The organism is Paenibacillus sp. 19GGS1-52 (genome assembly GCF_022369515.1).
Classification (GTDB): Bacteria; Bacillota; Bacilli; order Paenibacillales; family Paenibacillaceae; genus Paenibacillus_AQ.
Genome location: NZ_CP059724.1, coordinates 1124084 through 1143263, shown reverse-complemented (window position 1 = coordinate 1143263; position 19180 = coordinate 1124084). Strand labels below are relative to the sequence as shown.

General features: G+C 45.6%; 14 protein-coding genes. 2 read left to right on the top strand and 12 right to left on the bottom strand.

Features of this window, described 5'->3' with window-relative positions:
• Window positions 1–309 precede the first annotated feature (309 nt).
• Complete coding sequence (xylA, locus tag H1230_RS05280) at window positions 310–1626, bottom strand: xylose isomerase (protein WP_239714527.1); 1317 nt, start codon at window positions 1624–1626, stop codon at window positions 310–312.
• 396 nt (window positions 1627–2022) lie between these two features.
• On the opposite strand from xylA, the gene H1230_RS05275 reads away from it, so the two are divergent.
• Complete coding sequence (locus H1230_RS05275; protein ID WP_239714526.1) at window positions 2023–3183, top strand: ROK family transcriptional regulator; 1161 nt, start codon at window positions 2023–2025, stop codon at window positions 3181–3183.
• 135 nt (window positions 3184–3318) lie between these two features.
• The gene (locus H1230_RS05270) at window positions 3319–3519 is read left to right on the top strand and encodes a hypothetical protein (RefSeq protein ID WP_239714525.1); all 201 of its coding nucleotides are present in this window, start codon (window positions 3319–3321) and stop codon (window positions 3517–3519) included.
• A 79-nt stretch (window positions 3520–3598) separates the two neighbouring features.
• Here the strand turns inward: H1230_RS05270 and H1230_RS05265 are convergent, their stop codons facing one another.
• The 11 genes from H1230_RS05265 to H1230_RS05215 form a co-directional block, all read right to left on the bottom strand.
• The gene (locus tag H1230_RS05265) at window positions 3599–3832 is read right to left on the bottom strand and encodes a glutaredoxin family protein (RefSeq protein ID WP_239714524.1); all 234 of its coding nucleotides are present in this window, start codon (window positions 3830–3832) and stop codon (window positions 3599–3601) included.
• A 240-nt stretch (window positions 3833–4072) separates the two neighbouring features.
• A complete protein-coding gene (trxB, locus tag H1230_RS05260) occupies window positions 4073–5014 on the bottom strand; it encodes a thioredoxin-disulfide reductase (protein ID WP_239714523.1) in 942 nt (313 codons plus the stop codon).
• Window positions 5015–5201: 187 nt separating this feature from the next.
• Entirely contained in the window at window positions 5202–7169 is a 1968-nt protein-coding gene (locus H1230_RS05255) for a heavy metal translocating P-type ATPase (protein ID WP_239714522.1), read from the bottom strand.
• Window positions 7170–7382: 213 nt separating this feature from the next.
• Entirely contained in the window at window positions 7383–9098 is a 1716-nt protein-coding gene (locus tag H1230_RS05250) for a methyl-accepting chemotaxis protein (RefSeq protein ID WP_239714521.1), read from the bottom strand.
• 209 nt (window positions 9099–9307) lie between these two features.
• A complete protein-coding gene (locus H1230_RS05245) occupies window positions 9308–11020 on the bottom strand; it encodes a methyl-accepting chemotaxis protein (protein ID WP_239714520.1) in 1713 nt (570 codons plus the stop codon).
• Between the two features lie 594 nt (window positions 11021–11614).
• Window positions 11615–12673, bottom strand: a complete 1059-nt coding sequence (locus tag H1230_RS05240; RefSeq protein ID WP_239714519.1) for a hypothetical protein — start codon at window positions 12671–12673, stop codon at window positions 11615–11617.
• 214 nt (window positions 12674–12887) lie between these two features.
• Window positions 12888–14177, bottom strand: a complete 1290-nt coding sequence (locus H1230_RS05235; RefSeq protein ID WP_239714518.1) for a homocysteine synthase — start codon at window positions 14175–14177, stop codon at window positions 12888–12890.
• Between the two features lie 296 nt (window positions 14178–14473).
• Complete coding sequence (gene deoC / locus H1230_RS05230; protein WP_239714517.1) at window positions 14474–15151, bottom strand: deoxyribose-phosphate aldolase; 678 nt, start codon at window positions 15149–15151, stop codon at window positions 14474–14476.
• A gap of 120 nt (window positions 15152–15271) precedes the next feature.
• Complete coding sequence (locus H1230_RS05225) at window positions 15272–16102, bottom strand: prohibitin family protein (protein ID WP_239714516.1); 831 nt, start codon at window positions 16100–16102, stop codon at window positions 15272–15274.
• 205 nt (window positions 16103–16307) lie between these two features.
• The gene (locus H1230_RS05220) at window positions 16308–17762 is read right to left on the bottom strand and encodes a SulP family inorganic anion transporter (protein WP_481857163.1); all 1455 of its coding nucleotides are present in this window, start codon (window positions 17760–17762) and stop codon (window positions 16308–16310) included.
• Window positions 17763–17931: 169 nt separating this feature from the next.
• A complete protein-coding gene (locus tag H1230_RS05215) occupies window positions 17932–19008 on the bottom strand; it encodes a bifunctional 3-deoxy-7-phosphoheptulonate synthase/chorismate mutase (RefSeq protein ID WP_239714515.1) in 1077 nt (358 codons plus the stop codon).
• Window positions 19009–19180: the final 172 nt, after the last annotated feature.

Genomic DNA, 19180 nt, shown 5'->3' with positions numbered 1-19180 from the left:
GGTAATCAGCTTTCAAGTACCGAATTAGAGGCGGAAATTCATGTTAATGTGTCTCTTACGCGAGATAAGACTCCAATTAGCAGCAGAAATTCATGTTAATTTATTCTTTCTACTTCATTTGAATTTATTTATGGGATTCACCCAAGAAGAAACGGCTTCGCCGTCCTTTTGTGGACGGCATCCGTTTCTTCGAGAAATACAAGCATAGGTCATCATGTAAAACCTATAAATTTATTATCTTTCAGAAAAAAGGGGTTGCCGAAGAATGCTCTCTTCAGCAACCCCCGTTGCGGTTGTATCGTGCTAGTCCTACTCAGCGAAAATGTATTGATTCAAAACGGCTCTCAAGTATTCTTGACGGCCGGATTCATTAGGGCGTGGGTTCTCATTGTTCAAGGCATAATCAGCCAATGAAGCCAGAGTAGCTTTGCCGGATACGATATCGGCGCCAACACCTTCAGTAAAGCTGCTGTAGCGTTTGTCGATAAAGTTTTCGAATACGCGATCTTCGATCAATTTAGCGGCTACTTTCAAGCCTTTAGCATAAGTATCCATACCAGCGATGTGTCCCAAGAACAGATCTTCAGGCTCGAAGGATGGGCGACGTACTTTGGAGTCAAAGTTAATTCCGCCTTTGCCCAGGCCATCATTCTTCAATACTTCATACATTGCCAGGGTTGCATCGTAAATGTTAACTGGGAATTCATCTGTATCCCAGCCCAGAAGCGGATCACCTTGGTTCGCATCAAGCGATCCCAACATGCCATTGATACGAGCTACACGAATCTCATGTTCAAACGTATGACCAGCAAGGGTAGCGTGGTTACCTTCAAGATTCAGTTTGAAGTGCTTGTCGAGATTATATTTCTGCAAGAATGCAATAGTGGTAGCTGCATCGAAATCATATTGGTGTTTAGTTGGTTCCTTTGGTTTCGGCTCAATCAGGAATTGTCCTTCATAACCAATTTCCTTCGCGTAGTCGATAGCCAGGTGGAACAGACGAGCGATGTTATCTTGTTCCAATCCCATATCTGTGTTCAACAGCGTTTCGTAGCCTTCACGTCCGCCCCAGAATACATAGTTCTCAGATCCAAGAAGTTTACCAACATCCAGACCTTTCTTCACTTGTGCAGCCGCATGAGCAAATACATCTGCGTTGCAAGTGGAGCCTGCACCATGCACATAGCGTGGATTGGTGAACATATTAGCTGTATTCCACAGCAATTTCTTGCCGGAAGTCTTCATGCCTTGAGCGAGAATATCTACGATGGTATCAATGTTTTTGTAGAACTCACGCAAATTTGCGCCTTCAGGTGCGATATCCACATCGTGGAAGCAGTAGAATGGCAGATCCATTTTTTCCATGAATTCAAAAGCAGCTTCAGCACGAGCCTTAGCCTTGTCCAGAACGGATAAATTATTCCAACTGCGAACTGCTGTTTCAGCGCCGAATTGATCAGCACCGCCAGCAGTTAATGTATGCCAATAAGCCATTGAAAAACGCATGTGCTCTTCCATTGTTTTTCCAGCAATAATTTCCTTAGGGTTGTAAGATTTAAAGGCATAAGGGTTTGTGGAACGGCTTCCCTCGTAAGAGATCTTGTTCACTGTTTCAAAATAAGCCATTGAGTAATCCTCCTCATATTGTGCTCGCCCGCAAGCGTTTACAGGACCATCTTAACATATCTTTCGAACTTTGTATATTGGTTAAACAAAGTTTTGGACAACTTTTATTTGTCTATTTCTTGTCTTCTGAACAAGAAGATACAGACTTGCCGTCCTTTTATGGACGGTAGCCGTTTCTTCGAGAAATATAAGAATAAATTATCGTGTGGAACCTATAAATTCTTATATTTTAGAATATAATCGTTTTTGCATCACTCCAATCCCTATTTATTATTAGCATACAATTCCCTGCAATTCCCTAGCCTATGCGCAGGCATATTGCAATTTTCGGCACATCACTCTAGACTAAGTGGCATAACGACAAATGAGAACGTTGCCAAGAAGGATGTGTCATTCGTGAAGGTTACCGGGGATCAAGCGCTGGTTAAAAAAATAAACAAATCCATTATATTACATACTATCCGAAGATACTCACCGCTCTCTCGTGCCAGAGTATCGGAGATGACCGGACTTAATAAAGCCACTGTATCCAATCTGGTAGCCGAGCTGTGCGGACTAGAACTGGTAACAGAAGTTGGACCTGGAGAATCCAGCGGTGGTCGTAAACCGCTTATTTTGAATTTCAACGCTATGGCTGGCAGTGTAATCGGCATAGAGTTACGGGTGAAGCAGTTAACTGCTGTTCTCTGCGACTTGGGAGGCAGCATTCTTCACGAAAGCGATTTCTCTCTCGAAGCCCATGAATTGCCCTACGTCCTGGAACAGATGAAAATCCTTATCTCCGATCTAATTGCCAAAGCTCCTGCTACACCTTATGGCATCGTTGGTATCGGTGTTGGCGTACCAGGGATGGTAGACGAACATGGGATCGTGCTATTTGCCCCCAATCTTGGCTGGGAAATGGTCAATCTGCGGGGTCTTCTGGAGCAAGAGTTCTCCGTACCGGTCACAATTGATAATGAAGCTAATGCTGGTGCACAAGGTGAATTGAACTTTGGGGCGGCTCGGGATGTACGACATTTACTGTATATCAGTGCGGGTTCTGGGATCGGCTCTGGGATCATTATCGGTGGAGAGCTCTATAAGGGCGCGCGTGGGTATGCGGGAGAGACAGGACATATGAGCATTGAGTCCAAAGGCAAACCTTGCAGCTGTGGCAGTCGCGGCTGCTGGGAGCTGTATGCCTCAGAGAAAACCTATGATAATCCTGGGCTTACATTACCTGCACGCACGACTCCCGAGCTGGTACGCTATGCAGCCAATGGACAGGAGGATGCCTTGCGCCACTTCTCGTTCATGGGTGAGTATCTGGGCATTGGGGTAACCAATCTGATTAACAGCTTCAATCCGGAGCTGATTGTCATCGGCGGGGCTTTATCGGAAGCTGAGGAATGGTTGGGAGAGCCGCTGCGCAGAGTGGTCGCGGAGCGTACACTTCCTTATCACAAGCAGCAATTGGAGATTACATTCTCCAGGCTGGGTAGCCGCGGCACAATGATTGGTGCCGGCTTCTCGGCAGTTATGCACTTCCTCGGAAATATCCGGGTAACCCTATAAATAAATCGACGATAAATCGCCGCAATTAGAGGGTGGCAAGATGCAGCAAAAAGATTCCTAATCCTATATAATGAAGGTCATAGCAGTGTGACATTTATCACCAAAACACCTTTTTCTGAAATGGAGAGAGCGTTCATGACCTATGTGGATACATCGGATATTTCGGCACGGATGTTCATCACTGTGCTGCTATTTCTACTCATTATTGCTCCTCTGATTAGCCTTGGCGTTCTGCGTTTGTTTCAATCCAGAAAAAATTCGGGATTCATGCTCATTGGCGGCGGTATCGCCGTGTATATCTTTTTTCAGATCATTACTTCCTTGACTCAAGCTTGAGATAATCGACAAAAAGGCCGCCTCCAGAGACATATTGGGGGCAGCCTTTTTTCTATAAATGCAAAGTTTAATAAACGAATTATACAGTCGCAAGAGCCTTGTCGAACTGCGTCTTGTTCATGCCTACGATTTTGTATTCACCGATTACGGTTATGGGCACTGCTCTCATACCCATATCCCATACCTGCTGTGCATAATCATCATTCTGCTCAATATTGCGTTCTTCATAAGCTACACCCTTGTCGCTCAAAAAGCTCTTTACCTGACGGCAATGCGGACAATTAGTCGATGTATACACAATTACGTTTTCCATGTTATTACCTCCTAAAAGTTTTGTGGAACTTCACTTCTTCGAATACGACTTTGCAACAAAACTACTTCGTAAGCATAGGCTTAGTTTTGTGGAACTTCACTTCTTCGAATACGACTTTGCAACAAAACTACTTCGTAAGCATAGGCTTAGTTTTGTGGAACTTCACTTCTTCGAATACAGCTTTGCAACAAAACTACTTCGTAAGCCTATGCTTAGTTTTGTGGAACTTCACTTCTTATATTACAAGATTACCGCGCTATGCTCCAGACTCTCGATGTATTTCTCAGCATCCATCGCAGCCATACAACCACTGCCCGCTGCAGTGATCGCTTGTTTATAACGGGTATCCTGCACGTCGCCACAAGCGAATACGCCCGGAATGTTCGTCTCGGAGCTACCTGGATTCGTAACGATATAGCCATTCTCATCTGTTGTTATCTGGCTGCCCAGAAATGCAGTATTCGGATGATGACCAATCGCCACGAACACACCGCTTGCTTCGATAAACTCTTCTTGACCAGTCTCGTTATTAAGCACTTTAAGTCCGTTCACGCCTTTGTCACCAGAGGTTACTTCCAGCGGCGTACGATTCAAGCCCCAGACTACTTTGGCATTATCGCGTACACGATCCTGCATGATTTTGGAAGCACGCAGTTCACCACGACGGTGCACTAAGGTTACTTTAGAAGCAAACCGAGTCAAGAAACCTGCTTCCTCCAACGCTGAATCTCCACCGCCAACGACCACGATCTCTTTGCCACGGAAAAAGAATCCGTCACAGGTAGCACAAGTGCTGACACCACGTCCCACATTATCCTGCTCCCCAGGGATACCCAGGTATTTTGCTGTAGCACCCGTTGAAAGAATCAGGGTATCTGTCTCAAGAACACCCAACCCTTCAACAGTCAGCTTGAACGGACGCTCGCCCAATTCAACGCTGTTTACCCAGCCCGTACGGAATACCGCTCCAAAACGTTCCGCCTGCTTGCGCATATTATCCATCAAATCTGGGCCCATAATTCCCTCAGGGAACCCTGGGAAATTCTCAACTTCCGTTGTGGTAGTCAATTGACCGCCTGGTTGGGGTCCTTCAATAACCAACGGGCTCAGATTAGCCCGTGCTAAGTAGATGGCTGCAGTCAATCCGGCTGGCCCGGTGCCAACAATAATTGATTTATACATAATGATATCCTCCTTGGAATGACGGCAATGACGTCGTTGCTTATTTAAAATAATTATAATCTAGTACTAATTATGATAACAGAAGACGAATATGTCAATATGCCAGACTCCAAAAACTAATTTATTTTGTGAACAATTTAATTTCAAGTAATTAATTAACGATACTGGATTGATTAGACCTCTTTTTTTAGCGCAAAAGTCTTAATCCATTCAGGATAACGAGGATCGTGCTGCCTTCATGACCGATTACACCAAATGGAAGAGCGATCCCCTGGACAAAGTTGCTGATCATGAGCACTGTGATTACTGATACAGCAAAAATCATATTTTGCTTCACAATGCGTTGCGAACGCCGGGCTAACGATATAGTCGAGGCAATCTCCTCGATATTATCATTCATTAACACGACATCTGCGATCTCCAGCGCCGCCCCACTACCTTTCATTCCCATTCCTATACCAACAGTCGCTGTCGCTAGTGCCGGAGCATCATTTACGCCATCACCAACCATAACCACATGACCATACTGTTCACGCAGTGCTTTAATTTGAATTACTTTATCCTCCGGCAAAAGATCAGCAAATACCAGGTCGACTCCTGTCTTTCCAGCAATCACTTGGGCCGTAGCTACTCTATCTCCCGTAAGCATTGCCACTTTGATCCCAAGCTCCTGCAACTTCCTTACAGCAGCTGCGGCTTGCGGACGCACAGTATCCTGTAGAGCAATCATCCCCGCAACTTGATCGTCAGTCAGAATAATCGAGACGGTCTTACCTTCGCTCTCCAGTTGCTGCCGCAAAGATCTCCAGTGCTCTAGTCCAGCACCTTCAGTACTCTTAACCAACTCATCCAGCAGATTCGATTTACCAATCTTCCAGAGTTGTCCGTCAATTTCCCCTTCAATCCCCCAGCCTGTTATCGATTTGCTCTCCAGCACACCGTGCAGCTCCAGATTTTCTTCCGCAGCCTTACGCACAACCGCTTCCGCCAGTGGATGGCGCGACATATTCTCAATGGAGGCACTGATCGCCAGCAGTTCATTACGGTTATAACCATCGCCTGCAATGAAGTCTGTTACCTGGGGAGTTCCCTCTGTGAGCGTACCTGTCTTATCAAAGGCGACTACTGACGTCCGGGCCATATTCTCCAAATGGACTCCGCCTTTAAAGAGAATCCCTTTGCGCGCACTTTTGGAAATGGCTGACAGCATCGCTGGCATGATCGAAGAAACTAAGGCACATGGAGAAGCTACAACGAGAAAGACCATTGCTTTGTAGAACGTAGCACTCCAGCTCCAGTCCATTAGAAGTGGTGGCAGTGTGATAAGCAACAGTGTAACTGCTACAACTACCCGGGCATAAATAGCCTCCAGACGTTTAATAAAGCGCTGCGAATCCGGCAATTCCGTTTCTGCTTCTTCAACCATTTTGATGATTTTGGCAAAAAGAGTATTCGCAGCAGATTTTGTTACTTCAATATATAGCGGACCCTCACCATTGACCGTACCTGCGAAAACTTCGCTGCCTGTTGATTTCTCTACGGGCAGTGATTCCCCAGTGATGGAAGCCTGATCCACAGAAGACTCTCCCTGACATACCTTGCCATCAGCGGGAATTAACTCGCCTGGACGCACGAGGAGCAGATCACCGATGACGAGCTGGTCAATAGCAACCTCACTCATCGCCCCTTTTTCAATCCGCACTGCCGTTGCCGGCTTCAGCGCCATAAGTGAAGAAATATCTTTTTTGCTGCGCTCCATCGTATAGCTTTCCAGTGCGCCACTCAGCGCAAAGATAAAGATCAGCATAGCTCCTTCATTCCAATAACCGATCGTAGCAGCTCCCAAAGCGGCGGCGATCATCAGCAAGTTCACGTCGAGATCACGTTCCTTGACCAGTAGTTCTACGCCTTCCTTCGCCTTGCTCCAACCTCCTAGCGTATAGGAAATCACATATATCACAATGGATAGGATTTCTGACCAGCCACCAACCGCCCAAGCGATAAGCATAAGCGCACCGCTGCCCAGCGCGGCCTGCATTTCAGAGTTGCTCAGCATGGCGATCGGATCGAATCTGCGTGGCTGCGGAGAACGCGGTTGCTGTTTGCCTCCTGATAGAGCCTTGTGATGTGGTAGTTGTCTGGATGATGTTTGCATTAATATCACCTTTCTTAGTGAGAATGAGAGCCATTATTAACAGCCCTAAAATGACACATGCTGCCCCGGCTTAGCCGGGACAGCATGATAAACGAATATAGGTAGTGAGAATGATAATCATTGTTGCAATGGTGCAAATATTTTTCCTTAATGCAACTTCTACTTATACTATAACACCAAATACCGAAATGTAAACCCTTGGATTAGCCCTCTTCACAATTTAAACAGCTTAACCATAGTATTCAGATTCTCTGCAAGAATAGCTTGACTCTGTGAAGCCTTGGTAATATCTTGGATGGCCATAACCGATTCATTCACACTTGCCAATATTTCCTGTGAGCTAGCCACGGATTGCTCTGCTGTCGCTGATACATTTTCAATAGCTTGTTTAATTTCATTAATCGTTATATTGACAGTGTGCATTGAATCTCCAATATCCGAGGAGATTGAAGAAAACTCGACCGCATCCTCACCATATTGCTTGCCAGTATCTACAAAGGAGTCATAATCTGGTTTTACTTTATCATCAATAAAGCTTAGTACATCCTGAGCATTACTCGAAAGATTATTAAAGGCTTGCTGCACCCGTCCCGTTACCTCTTGGATACTCTTGACTGTAGAAGATGATTTCTCAGCCAATTTTCTAACTTCATCAGCTACAACTGCAAACCCTCTACCGTGTTCTCCTGCTCTTGCTGCTTCAATAGCGGCATTCAGGGCGAGCAGATTGGTCTGACTGGCAATATTTTCGATTTCATCGGCCATGATCTTAACCTCGTTAACCACTGCACCTTCTTCAATTGCTTTTAAGATGCTTGTTTGTTTTTCCAAATATAATTCATTCGCAGTCGTAGAACTGGTCTCGGCATTTCTTCTAACTTGTTTGGCATTAACTTCGATATTTTTGGCAATTTCATTTCCTTTGCGTGTTCTTTCCGTTACGCTAGCCACATTGTCGGCAATACTTTCTGTAGTCGCATTAACTTCCTCTGTGGTGGCACTTAATTGCACGGCTCCTAAAGATACTTGTCTTACTGCATCATCTACGATCTCCATTTTTGCCGAAATTTCTTCGGTTGTAGCAAATAACTCTTCACTGGTAGCGCTGATATCAGTAGCACTATCTGCAATTTCTCCAATTACCTTTTTCAGACTTATTATGGATTTATTTAAAGCTTTTGCTAAGCCACCAATCTCATCCTTTGTATCAATATCTACGGTATGAGTTAAATCATTTGCTCCAAGGGCTTCAGCAACAACCAAAACCTTCTTGATCTGCTTAGCGGTTGTGATCGAGATAAATAAACCTAAGGCAATAGCAACCAATAATCCCAGAGCAGTAATTTCTATAATTTGCGTAGAAGCCTTTCTAAATGATGTATCACTAGCATCAAAATCAGCTTTGGCCATATCAGTGGCTAGCTTAATCTCTTTATCCAAAATTACAATCATATCCGTTCTAAGTTTCGAGAAAGCTGGAAATAATTCATTTGCTTTAACATAGTTACCGGCATCAACCTGTTTGATAATTTCCGTTCTGCTTACCCGATTAACCTCAAGCAATCTTTCGAATTCAGCAAATTGTGTCTTATCCAGTTCGGTTGTAATCGTTGGTTTATAATCCTTAACATACTGGTCTAATTCCGCTCTCTGAGTGATCATATCATCTTTGTTTACTTGTAAGTTGGCTTTATGGGTAGGGTCAATCGTTAACAGCATATCAGCTCTAATTTGTGCCAGATTCAGCTTAATATTAAGAAGCTTTTCTACACCCACCAAATCGATATTATAAATATTATCCGTATTTCCATTTATCTTTTTCATATTATTAATCCCAACTACTCCAACAATACCAATAAACAAGGAAACAACTATAAACGCCGACAATAATTTTTGGATCATTTTCAAATTATAAAACCATTTCATCATTTTCCACTCCTCAAGTTTAAGATCATTCTGAAATTTCCAAAGTAATTGTAAATCTCTAATTTCAACGTCCCTATCTGCTTTCTAAAGTTAGTTTAGAAGAGAATCCTAGTAGGATTATGATAGATTTATGTAAGAAAAATAAAAAAGCCTGAACCTCGATTACGGGTTCAGGCGGATGGAGTGATTGAAAAGCAAAGCACCAACAACATTCACAATTTAAACTGCTTAACCATAGTATTCAGATTCTCTGCAAGAATAGCTTGACTCTGTGAAGCCTTGGTAATATCTTGAATGGCCATAACCGATTCATTCACACTTGCCAATATCTCCTGTGAGCTAGCCACGGATTGCTCTGCTGTCGCTGATACATTCGCAATGGCATGTTGAATTTCATTGATCGTTAAATTGACGGTGTGCATCGAATCCCCAATATCCGAGGATAGTGTATTGAACTCTACCGCGTCCTCACCATATTGCTTGCCTGTATCTACAAAGGCATCATAATCCGGTTTAACTTTATCATCAATAAAGCCTAAAACATCCTGCGCATTACTCGAAAGATTGTTAAAGGCTTGCTGCACTCGTCCCGTTACCTCTTGGATACTCTTGACTGTAGAAGAAGATTTTTCAGCTAATTTCCGAACTTCATCAGCCACGACTGCGAATCCTCTACCGTGTTCGCCTGCTCTTGCGGCTTCAATAGCTGCATTCAGGGCGAGCAGATTAGTCTGACTGGCGATATTTTCGATTTCATCGGCCATGATCTTAACCTCGTTAACCACCGCACCTTCTTCAATTGCTTTTAGGATACTGACCTGCTTTTCAAAATACAATTCATTTGCAGTCTTAGAGCTGGTTTCGGCATTTATTCTCACTTGTCTGGCATTGACCTCGATATTTTTGGCAATCTCATTTCCTTTACGTGCTCTTTCTGTTACGTTAGCCACATTTTCGGCAATACTTTCTGTAGTCGCATTGACTTCCTCTGTGGTGGCACTTAATTGCACGGCTCCTAAAGATACTTGTCTTACTGCATCATCTACCATCTCCATCTTCGCCGAGATTTCTTCGGTTGTAGCAAATAACTCTTCACTTGTGGCGCTAATATCAGTAGCACTGTCTGCGATTTCTGCAATCACTTTTTTCAGACTCGTTATAGATTTGTTTAGAGCTTTCGCTAAACTACCAATCTCATCATTTGAATCAATATTCACGGTATGGGTTAAATCATTTGCTTCAAGGGCTTCAGCAACGATTAACACTTTCTTTAACGACTTCGAGATGGTGATAGAGATAGCTAAGCCTAAGGCAATAGCAATCATTAATCCCAGAGCAATGATTACTACAATTTGCGTAAAGGCTTTATTATAGGATACATTACTATCGTCAAAATCGATTTTGGCCATATCAGTGGATAGCTTAATCTCCTTGTCCAGAACCGCAATCATTTTAACCCTAATATCTGACATCGCTAGATATAGCTCATTTGCTTTACCATAATCCCCGGCATCAACTTGTTTGATAATTTCTGTTCTGCTTGTAATATAAGACACAAGTAATTTTTCGAATTCCGCAAATTGTTGCTCATCTAAATCGGTTGTAATCGTAGTCTTATATTCTTTAATGAGCAAATCTATCCCAAGTTGCATATCTTCAATACTTTTTTTATTTGCTTGTAAATCAGCTTTTTGGGTAGGATCAATACTTAAAAGCATGCTGCCTCTAATTTCTAACAAATTGACCTTAATGCTAGTAGCACTTTTAACACCTATCAAATCGAAATTATAAATTTCATCTGTACTCTTATTTATATTTTTCATATTAATGATCCCGATAACTCCAACGATACCAATAAACAGAGAAACCACAAGAAAAGACGACAACAATTTTTGGATCATTTTCATATTATTGAACCATTTCATACTTTCCCACTCCTCAAATTCAAATCAATTATCTATCATCCTGATCCACGCCCTCTTACAGCGTCGTAATACGATTATCGCGGAAACGATTTTTGAACTTACCCGATATTATTACCATCCATGACCGCAGCGTTAGTTCGCAATTAAAATTCTGGACATACCAAAGCTCCTGTCTGCTTTCTAAATTCAGTCTAGAATAGAAATCTAGTTGAATTATGACAGGATTATGACAGAATTATGTAAGAAAAATAAAAAAGGCTGGCGATGGACACAGCAGACGCTGATTTCGTGAAATTCTCGAATTTCGCGTTTTCGCGGACTGAGAATCCGTTATTCATAGAAAATTGGAACTGGAATCCGCCAATTCTCCTCAGAGGGATAACCGATTACAAATAACAGAACTGGGGTCCGCCATCAACTGAGGCCTTTATGGGTGTGCCGCTGGACAACTCCCGAATACAAGAAGAAACGGATACCGTCCTATTATGGACGGTATCCGTTTCTTCGAGAAATATAAGCATAAGTTATCGGGTGAAACCTATAGATAGTATTATTGAATAGCAGAACGATAGCAGAACTTACAAAAAGCAGCTGTCATTGTCTACTGCTAGCGCCTGAATCCACGCCATCCTGCCGGGCTATCCAGATCAGGCAAGCAGCTCTAAGCAGGGCTTCGGTCCGCTGAGCGGCGCTGCAAAAGATCCCATTCAGGCCGAGGAGGTACAGATCGGCCAAAGCCACTGCCGCCGGTGCCCCCGCGGCGAGCAGGATCGCCGCCGGCTTCACGCGTCGCACGGCGGCCAGGATATCGCCCGCCGCCTGGGCGAAGCCCTCTGCGGCGGTGTCCTCCGGCGCGGGCTCGCCCGCCGCGCCGTCCAGCACAAGGAAATCGGCGATGCGCGCGATTTCCCCGGCGGTGGCGTGCTGGACATCGGGGGCGATCAGCGCCCCGATGCGGCACGTCGCCGCATAAGCGTGGCCGAGCGTCTGTTCGGCCACCTCTTCGATGAATTCGCGGGAATCCGCGAATTCGGCTGCGCTGGCGGGATAGGGAGCCACCAGGTCGAGGCGGCTGTCGCCACCACGCCGCAGGCTCTCCGTAAGCTCGGTGAACAGCGCTTCCAGCTGTGCATCCTGAAGCGCAGCAAGCCTTGCCGGCTGCGCAGCCAGCTCCGGCGTAAACAGCAGGGTGACGACTGCCCAGTCACCCTCCGGAGATTCAAGCAGCGCCGCTGCTTCAGCCCGCAGCCGATAATAAATCCGCTGCAGAACCCGTTCGGCCTGCCTTTCGTCTTCACTGGCTAACCAGCTCTCCATAAGGGTGGCAAGCTCTGGAGTGCGCAGCCATTCCTCGCTTCGCACCAGACAAGGGCCAGCGGGGAATCCACTCTCCGCCCGAGGGGTAGGGCCGTCTTCCCGTCCTTCACGCAGCACCAGAAATGCCGGCTCCGCTGCGGCATGGTTAACATAAGTACGTTTCATCTGTCCCGTTGCTTCCCAGTATTGCCCTCCGGTGATGATAAATTCTGCCGCGGCTGAAGCCACTGAGCTAGATTGGCTCAACTCCACCCCTGCTGCCCGATCACCAATGGTATACTTTAACGAGCGCTCTTCATTGCCCCATAAACCATCCTGCTGACGTTCACCCTTCATCTCCGCACCCACCTTTTTGGCTTTGGATTCCTGCCGCCTGCTACATTTAGAGAATACAATGTCAGCGGCATTTATAAAGCTTCGTTTATAAATACGGGGATTGCGGCAGAAATATGCAAGCGGTATCAAATGAGTGATGCTCTAACCTCAAAAAGGCATCCCCGCTGCGCTTTCACACAAACGAGAGATGCCTTTCCTCAATGTTATGATTCTATTATTTACTGGCAGCGATGGCCTGCTCCAGATCATACAGAATGTCGTCAATCGACTCCGTACCGATAGACAAACGCAGCAACTCAGGTGTAACACCTGCTGAGCTTTGTTCTTCAGCGGAAAGCTGTTGATGGGTAGTGCTGGCTGGATGAATAATCAGCGACTTCGAATCACCGACATTCGCCAAATGGGAGAACAGCTTCACATTCTCAATCAAGCGGCGTCCGGCATCACTTCCGCCTTTAATTCCGAAGGTGAGAATTGCCCCCTGACCTTTAGGTAGATACTTTTGCGCCAGCTTATAGGACGGATGACTTGGCAGACCCGCATAGCTAACCCACTCCACATCCTCATGTGCTTCCAGATATTGTGCCACCTTCAGCGCATTCTGACTATGCCGCTCCAGGCGTAAATGGAGTGTTTCCAGACCCTGCAATAAGAGCCAAGAGTTAAAGGGTGAAATGGCGGCTCCCAGGTCACGCAGCAATTGAACACGAGCTTTAATAATATAAGCAATCGGGCCCATTGCCTCCGTATACACAATGCCATTATAGCTTGGGTCTGGCTCCGTCAAGCCAGGGAACCTGCCACTAGCCTTCCAGTCGAACTTGCCACTGTCCACAATGATGCCGCCGATTGATGTTCCATGTCCACCGATAAATTTGGTTGCCGAATGTACTACTATATCAGCCCCATGTTCAATCGGACGCAGCAGATACGGACTCGGGAATGTGTTGTCCACAATGAGTGGAATCCCATACTCATGAGCGATAGCGGCCACTGCCTCGATATCCAGCACATTACCTTGAGGATTGCCAATCGTTTCTGCGAACAACGCTTTCGTCTTATCCGTGATCGCACTGCGGAAATTCTCCGGATTATCCGAATCAACAAAATGTACTTTGATCCCAAGCTTAGGCAATGTTGTGGAGAACAAATTATAGGTACCGCCATATAGACTGGCTGCTGATACAATTTCATCGCCGGCCCCGGCAATATTTAGAATGGAAAAGGAGATAGCCGCTGCCCCGGAAGCTGTCGCAAGTGCGCCCGCCCCACCCTCAAGTGCGGCAAGCCGCTGCTCGAATACATCGGTAGTCGGATTCATCAGCCGGGTATAGATATTGCCGAATTCTTTAAGTCCAAACAGGTTAGCGGCATGCTCAGCATCGCGGAAACCATAGGAGGTTGTCTGATAAAGCGGCACTGCACGAGCAAAAGTAGTGGGATCAATCTCCTGGCCTGCGTGAATAGCCAATGTTTCAAACGACAGCTTGCGGTCTTCTGACATAGGTATTTCCTCCCCAAATTATGAATAATAGCAATCTTTGACATCCAAGAATTGTAACCATTCTCTCACAAACTAGGCCATTTGGAAAGATAAATTCTCATTATTCCAGTGTGAATTGTTATATTTATTTAAAACAAGCAGGCCAGAACAACAAGAAACATTTGAAGCGCTTACAGTATTGGCTGTAATTGTGTGAATTTAGAATATCTTATAACCTTTATGTTCTTTTATTTTTAGAAAAAAAGCAGTGGGAACATCATATTCGTCCCCACCGCATCGGATTAACTTATTTTTGTTTAGTAACTGCTCTGGCTTTGTTCACCTTTGGCGATAGCTACACCACCGCTTGTCCCAATGCGGCTTGCACCTGCCCCGATCATTACCAGTGCATCCTCTGCACTGCGTACACCACCGGAAGCCTTAACACCGATAGTAGGACCCACTGTCGCACGCATCAAGGCGATATCTTCTTTCGTTGCACCACCTGTAGAGAAACCGGTTGAAGTCTTCACAAAGTCTGCGCCAGCTTCGACTGACAGCTTGCAGGCACGAATCTTCTCTTCTTCAGTCAGCAGACAGGTCTCAATAATGACCTTTGTCAGTGCTTTACCACGGGCTGCTTCTACAACTGCAGCGATGTCGCTTTTAACCAGTTCATTGTTGCCATCCTTCAAAGCGCCGATGTTAATAACCATATCAACTTCTCCTGCACCGTTAGCAATCGCATTGGTTGTTTCAAACGCCTTTGTTTCAGTGGTAGATGAGCCTAGTGGGAAACCAATCACTGTACATACCTTAACTTCAGGGGTATCCTTCAATACTTCATAGGCAACCGCCACCCATGCCGGATTTACACAGACAGAGGCAAATTTATACGTTTTGGCCTCTTCTGCCAATTTGATGATGTCTTCTTTACGTGCATCCGCTTTAAGCAGCGTATGGTCAATACTCCGGGATAGTGTATTTTCACTCATTGTTAATTCCTCCATAATTTGGGCTGGTTTCTGCTTTCATTCTCTGTAATCATACCAATAGAACCCTGACTTGAAAAGTCAGGGTTCTGCATCTATTGAGACAACATCTCTATTCCTATTTTATTTCTGAGTCAGCGCTTGAATATCCACGAATGGAGTGGCTCCACCTGTCACTGTCGGCAGCACTCCGTTCCATTTCTCCAGCGCTTTCTCCTGCACCTCAATTTGCTTCAGCTGAATCAGTTCTGCTGTAACCTCCTGCTTCTTGAGCCTTAGTGATTCCGCTTCTGCCTGGGCTTGCGCGACCTTTTGCTTGGCTTCAATTTCGATTCGTCGCAGGTCATTCTCCGCCTTGAGCGCTTGCTGTTGGGCTACCTGTTTGGCTTCAATCGACTGGTTGAAGGCCTCCGAGAATTTAAAGTTAACAATGTTAATATCATTCACGACCAGATCATATTTTGCCAGCCGGGCAGTCAGAAGCTGACTAATCTCACCCGCCACTACATCACGCCGCGTAATCAAATCTTCCGCCGGGTATTTAGCGGTCACTTCCTTCACAATTTCCTGAGTAGCTGGATTAATAATTACCGTATCGAAATTACCTCCGATATTATTCATCAGATTATAAGCAGAGGCTTTATTAACGGAATAATTGACCGCCACATGGGTTGAGACGGGTTGCAAATCCTTCGAAGATGCTGATGTGTCTGTCTCCGCCTTCGTTACCTGCGTGTTAACCTGAATTACAGACTGGAAGAACGGTATTTTGAAATGAATGCCCGGAGATAACATATTGTTATTCAACTTACCGAAAGTTTTGTACAATCCGATATGACCGTATTCTACTGATGCGAATGAATTCCCTCCGATCAACAATACAATTAGCCCTGCCGCAACCCAGCTAATTATTCTTCGGGGATGCAAAGGCTTCATATTCGGGTTAATTTCCATTGGGTTCTGACCCCTTTCACAATTTTAGATAATTTCCCTTATGAACCTTTTATACGGATGGCAGGGTTTCAGGGTCGCATAGAAACCGCCTTTTTCTTAGACGGATTGTCCTTGCTGAAGGGCAGGCTCGATGCCAAAAAAAGAGCAACCCGCCCATAAGGGAAGAGCTGCTCTTTATGATATAACTCTCAATTATAATTCCAGATTAATGTCCACCTGATAAGGATAACCCAACCCGCTTAACCAGGCGCGAGCTTTCTTCATTCAGCCCAGTTATAGTTACTTTTTTGTCGAGTTGAGCGTACTTGCTAATCGTCTTGGCAATCGCATTCACCGCTGACTGATCCCACACATGCGAATGGGTGAAGTCAATGATCACCTGCTCCGGGTCGCTATCATAGGCGAATTCATGAAAAAAGTGGCTCGTCGTGCCGAAAAACAGCTGGCCAGTAACGGTATAGGTTGTTGAATTACCCGTTACCTGCGCAGTTAAGCGAATAGAAGCTATTTTCCAGGCAAACGATAGGGCACTCAGCAATACGCCAAATAGTACACCGATAGACAGGTTATCCGTAGCAACAACGGTGACCACCGTAACAAGCATAACCAGTACGTCGCTTAACGGAATGCGGAGCATCGATCTCAGAGAGCTCCAGTCAAAAGTACTGATAGACACCATAAACATTACTCCAACGAGCGCGCCCATCGGAATCTGTTTCACTACATCCCCAAGCACAAGAATCAGGAACAGCAGGAATATGCCTGAGACGAACGTGGACAGACGAGTCCGTCCGCCAGACTTCATATTAACCATCGATTGGCCAATCATGGCACAACCAGCCATTCCTCCGAAGAATCCAGTGACCACATTGGCTAAGCCCTGGCCTTTCGCCTCCCTGTTCTTATCGCTTCCAGTACCCGTAATATCATCGATCAGCGTCGCCGTCATCAGCGATTCCAGCAGCCCAACTACAGCTAGTGAGAGCGAATACGGCAAAATGATCAGCAGCGTATCCCATGTGAAGGGAAGCTGTGGCAAATGAAACAGTGGCAGCGATGCCGTAATCGAGCCCATGTCGCCTACAGTTCGCACATCTAGATGAAGAGTAATAGTAAGTATTGAAACTATAATAATGGCTACTAGTGCAGAAGGAACTGCTGAGGTAATCAGCGGAACCGTATAGATAATAGCCAACGTCAGCGCTACAAGAGCGTACATGATCCAGCCTTGGCCTATAAAATGCGTCAGCTGCGCCATGAAAATAAGAATCGCCAACGCATTTACAAACCCAGTCATGACGGGCTGCGGCAAAAACGTGATAAATCTGCCCAGCTTCAGCGTGCCCATCAGGATCTGAATGAGGCCAGCCAATACAGTAGCTGCGAACAAATACTCAATTCCATGCTGCAGCACAAGGCTGCCAACCAGCAGCGCCATAGCACCCGTTGCCGCCGAGATCATGCCCGGTCTGCCACCGGCAAACGCTGTTATAATGGCAATACAAAAGGAGGCATATAAGCCCACCATGGGACTTACTCCGGCAAGGATCGAGAAAGCGATCGCTTCGGGAATCAGTGCAACGGCCACCGTCATCCCCGACAAAATATCGCTGCGGGTGTTAGAAAACCACCCATTGTTTAAGGTGAGCTGCTTCAAAATCGTGTTTCCTCCTGATCGGTTAAGGCATGGGTCCGGAACAATGCCAATATTTCTAATTGTACATGACCCAGCCCAGCCTTCACAAAAAGTAAACAGAGTATTGTAAGCGCTTATTAACATCCTTATCGAGTGTTTACAGCAGATTTCGTCCAAATTCGATATATTTAAATTACCGGAACAAGCCTGAAGCCTTTACCTCGTCGAAGAAGGTATTGAACTCCTCTATGTTCAGCTGTTGTGCGGCATCTGACAGCGCGGTTGCCGGATCAGGATGAACTTCAACCATGATACCGTCGGCTCCCGCAGCCAATGCGGCTTTGGCACAAGGGATAAGGATATCCTTGCGGCCTGTGGAGTGAGTAACATCGACCAATACTGGAAGATGGCTCTCCTGCTTCAGAATCGGTACAGCGGAGATATCAAGCGTATTGCGGGTCCATTTCTCGTAAGTACGGATACCTCGTTCAATGAGCATAACCTGAGTATTGCCTCGGGACATAATATACTCAGCCGCATGCAGGAATTCCTCCAGCGTAGCCGAGAGTCCTCGCTTCAGCAATACTGGTTTATTCAATTCTCCGACAGCCTTCAGCAGCTCGAAGTTATGCATATTCCGGGCACCAATCTGGACGATATCTACATAATCCAAGGCCTGATCAATGTGTCTAGGATCTACAATTTCACTGATGGTCAGCAAACCGTATTCAGTCGCAGCTTCCCGCAATATTCTTAGACCATCCATACCGAGCCCCTGGAAATCATAAGGCGAAGTACGAGGTTTAAAGGCACCGCCACGCATTACACGAATGCCAGCCTTTTGCAATGCGGCAGCTACAGTACGGGTCTGTAGTTCACTTTCCACGGAGCAAGGTCCTGCCACCATTAACGATGATAATCCACCGACTGTAACATCTCCAGGCAGGATTATAACCGTATCTTGCTTATGATTCTTACGGGCCACTAGCAGTGACTTCTTATGTTCATCACTCTGCAGATCCAGTGAAGCTGCGAATATTTGCTTGAAGAGGCTGCGTATCGTTCCGCTCGTGAAGGGTCCTTTATTGCTCTCAACCAGCTTATCAAGCATTTTCTTTTCACGTTCAGGATCGAATTTAGGCACACCCTGCTTCTCTTTAACAACTCCGATCTCCTGAACAACCTTCGCCCGTTCAGATACTAACTCCAGCAATTGTCCATTAATCTCGTCCAGACGAGCTCTAAGCTTATCCAATTCTTCATTACTCATTACCTTCCACTCCCTCTTCTTCATTAGTAATTATTCAGACGCAAAAAGACCCCCCGCCGCAAGGGACGAGGAGCCGTGGTACCACCCTTATTTAGAATTAATCCCTAACCGGCAACGAGGAATAATACAGCTACTATATTTCCTCTTGCCAGAGATTAACTCTGTCTTTCAC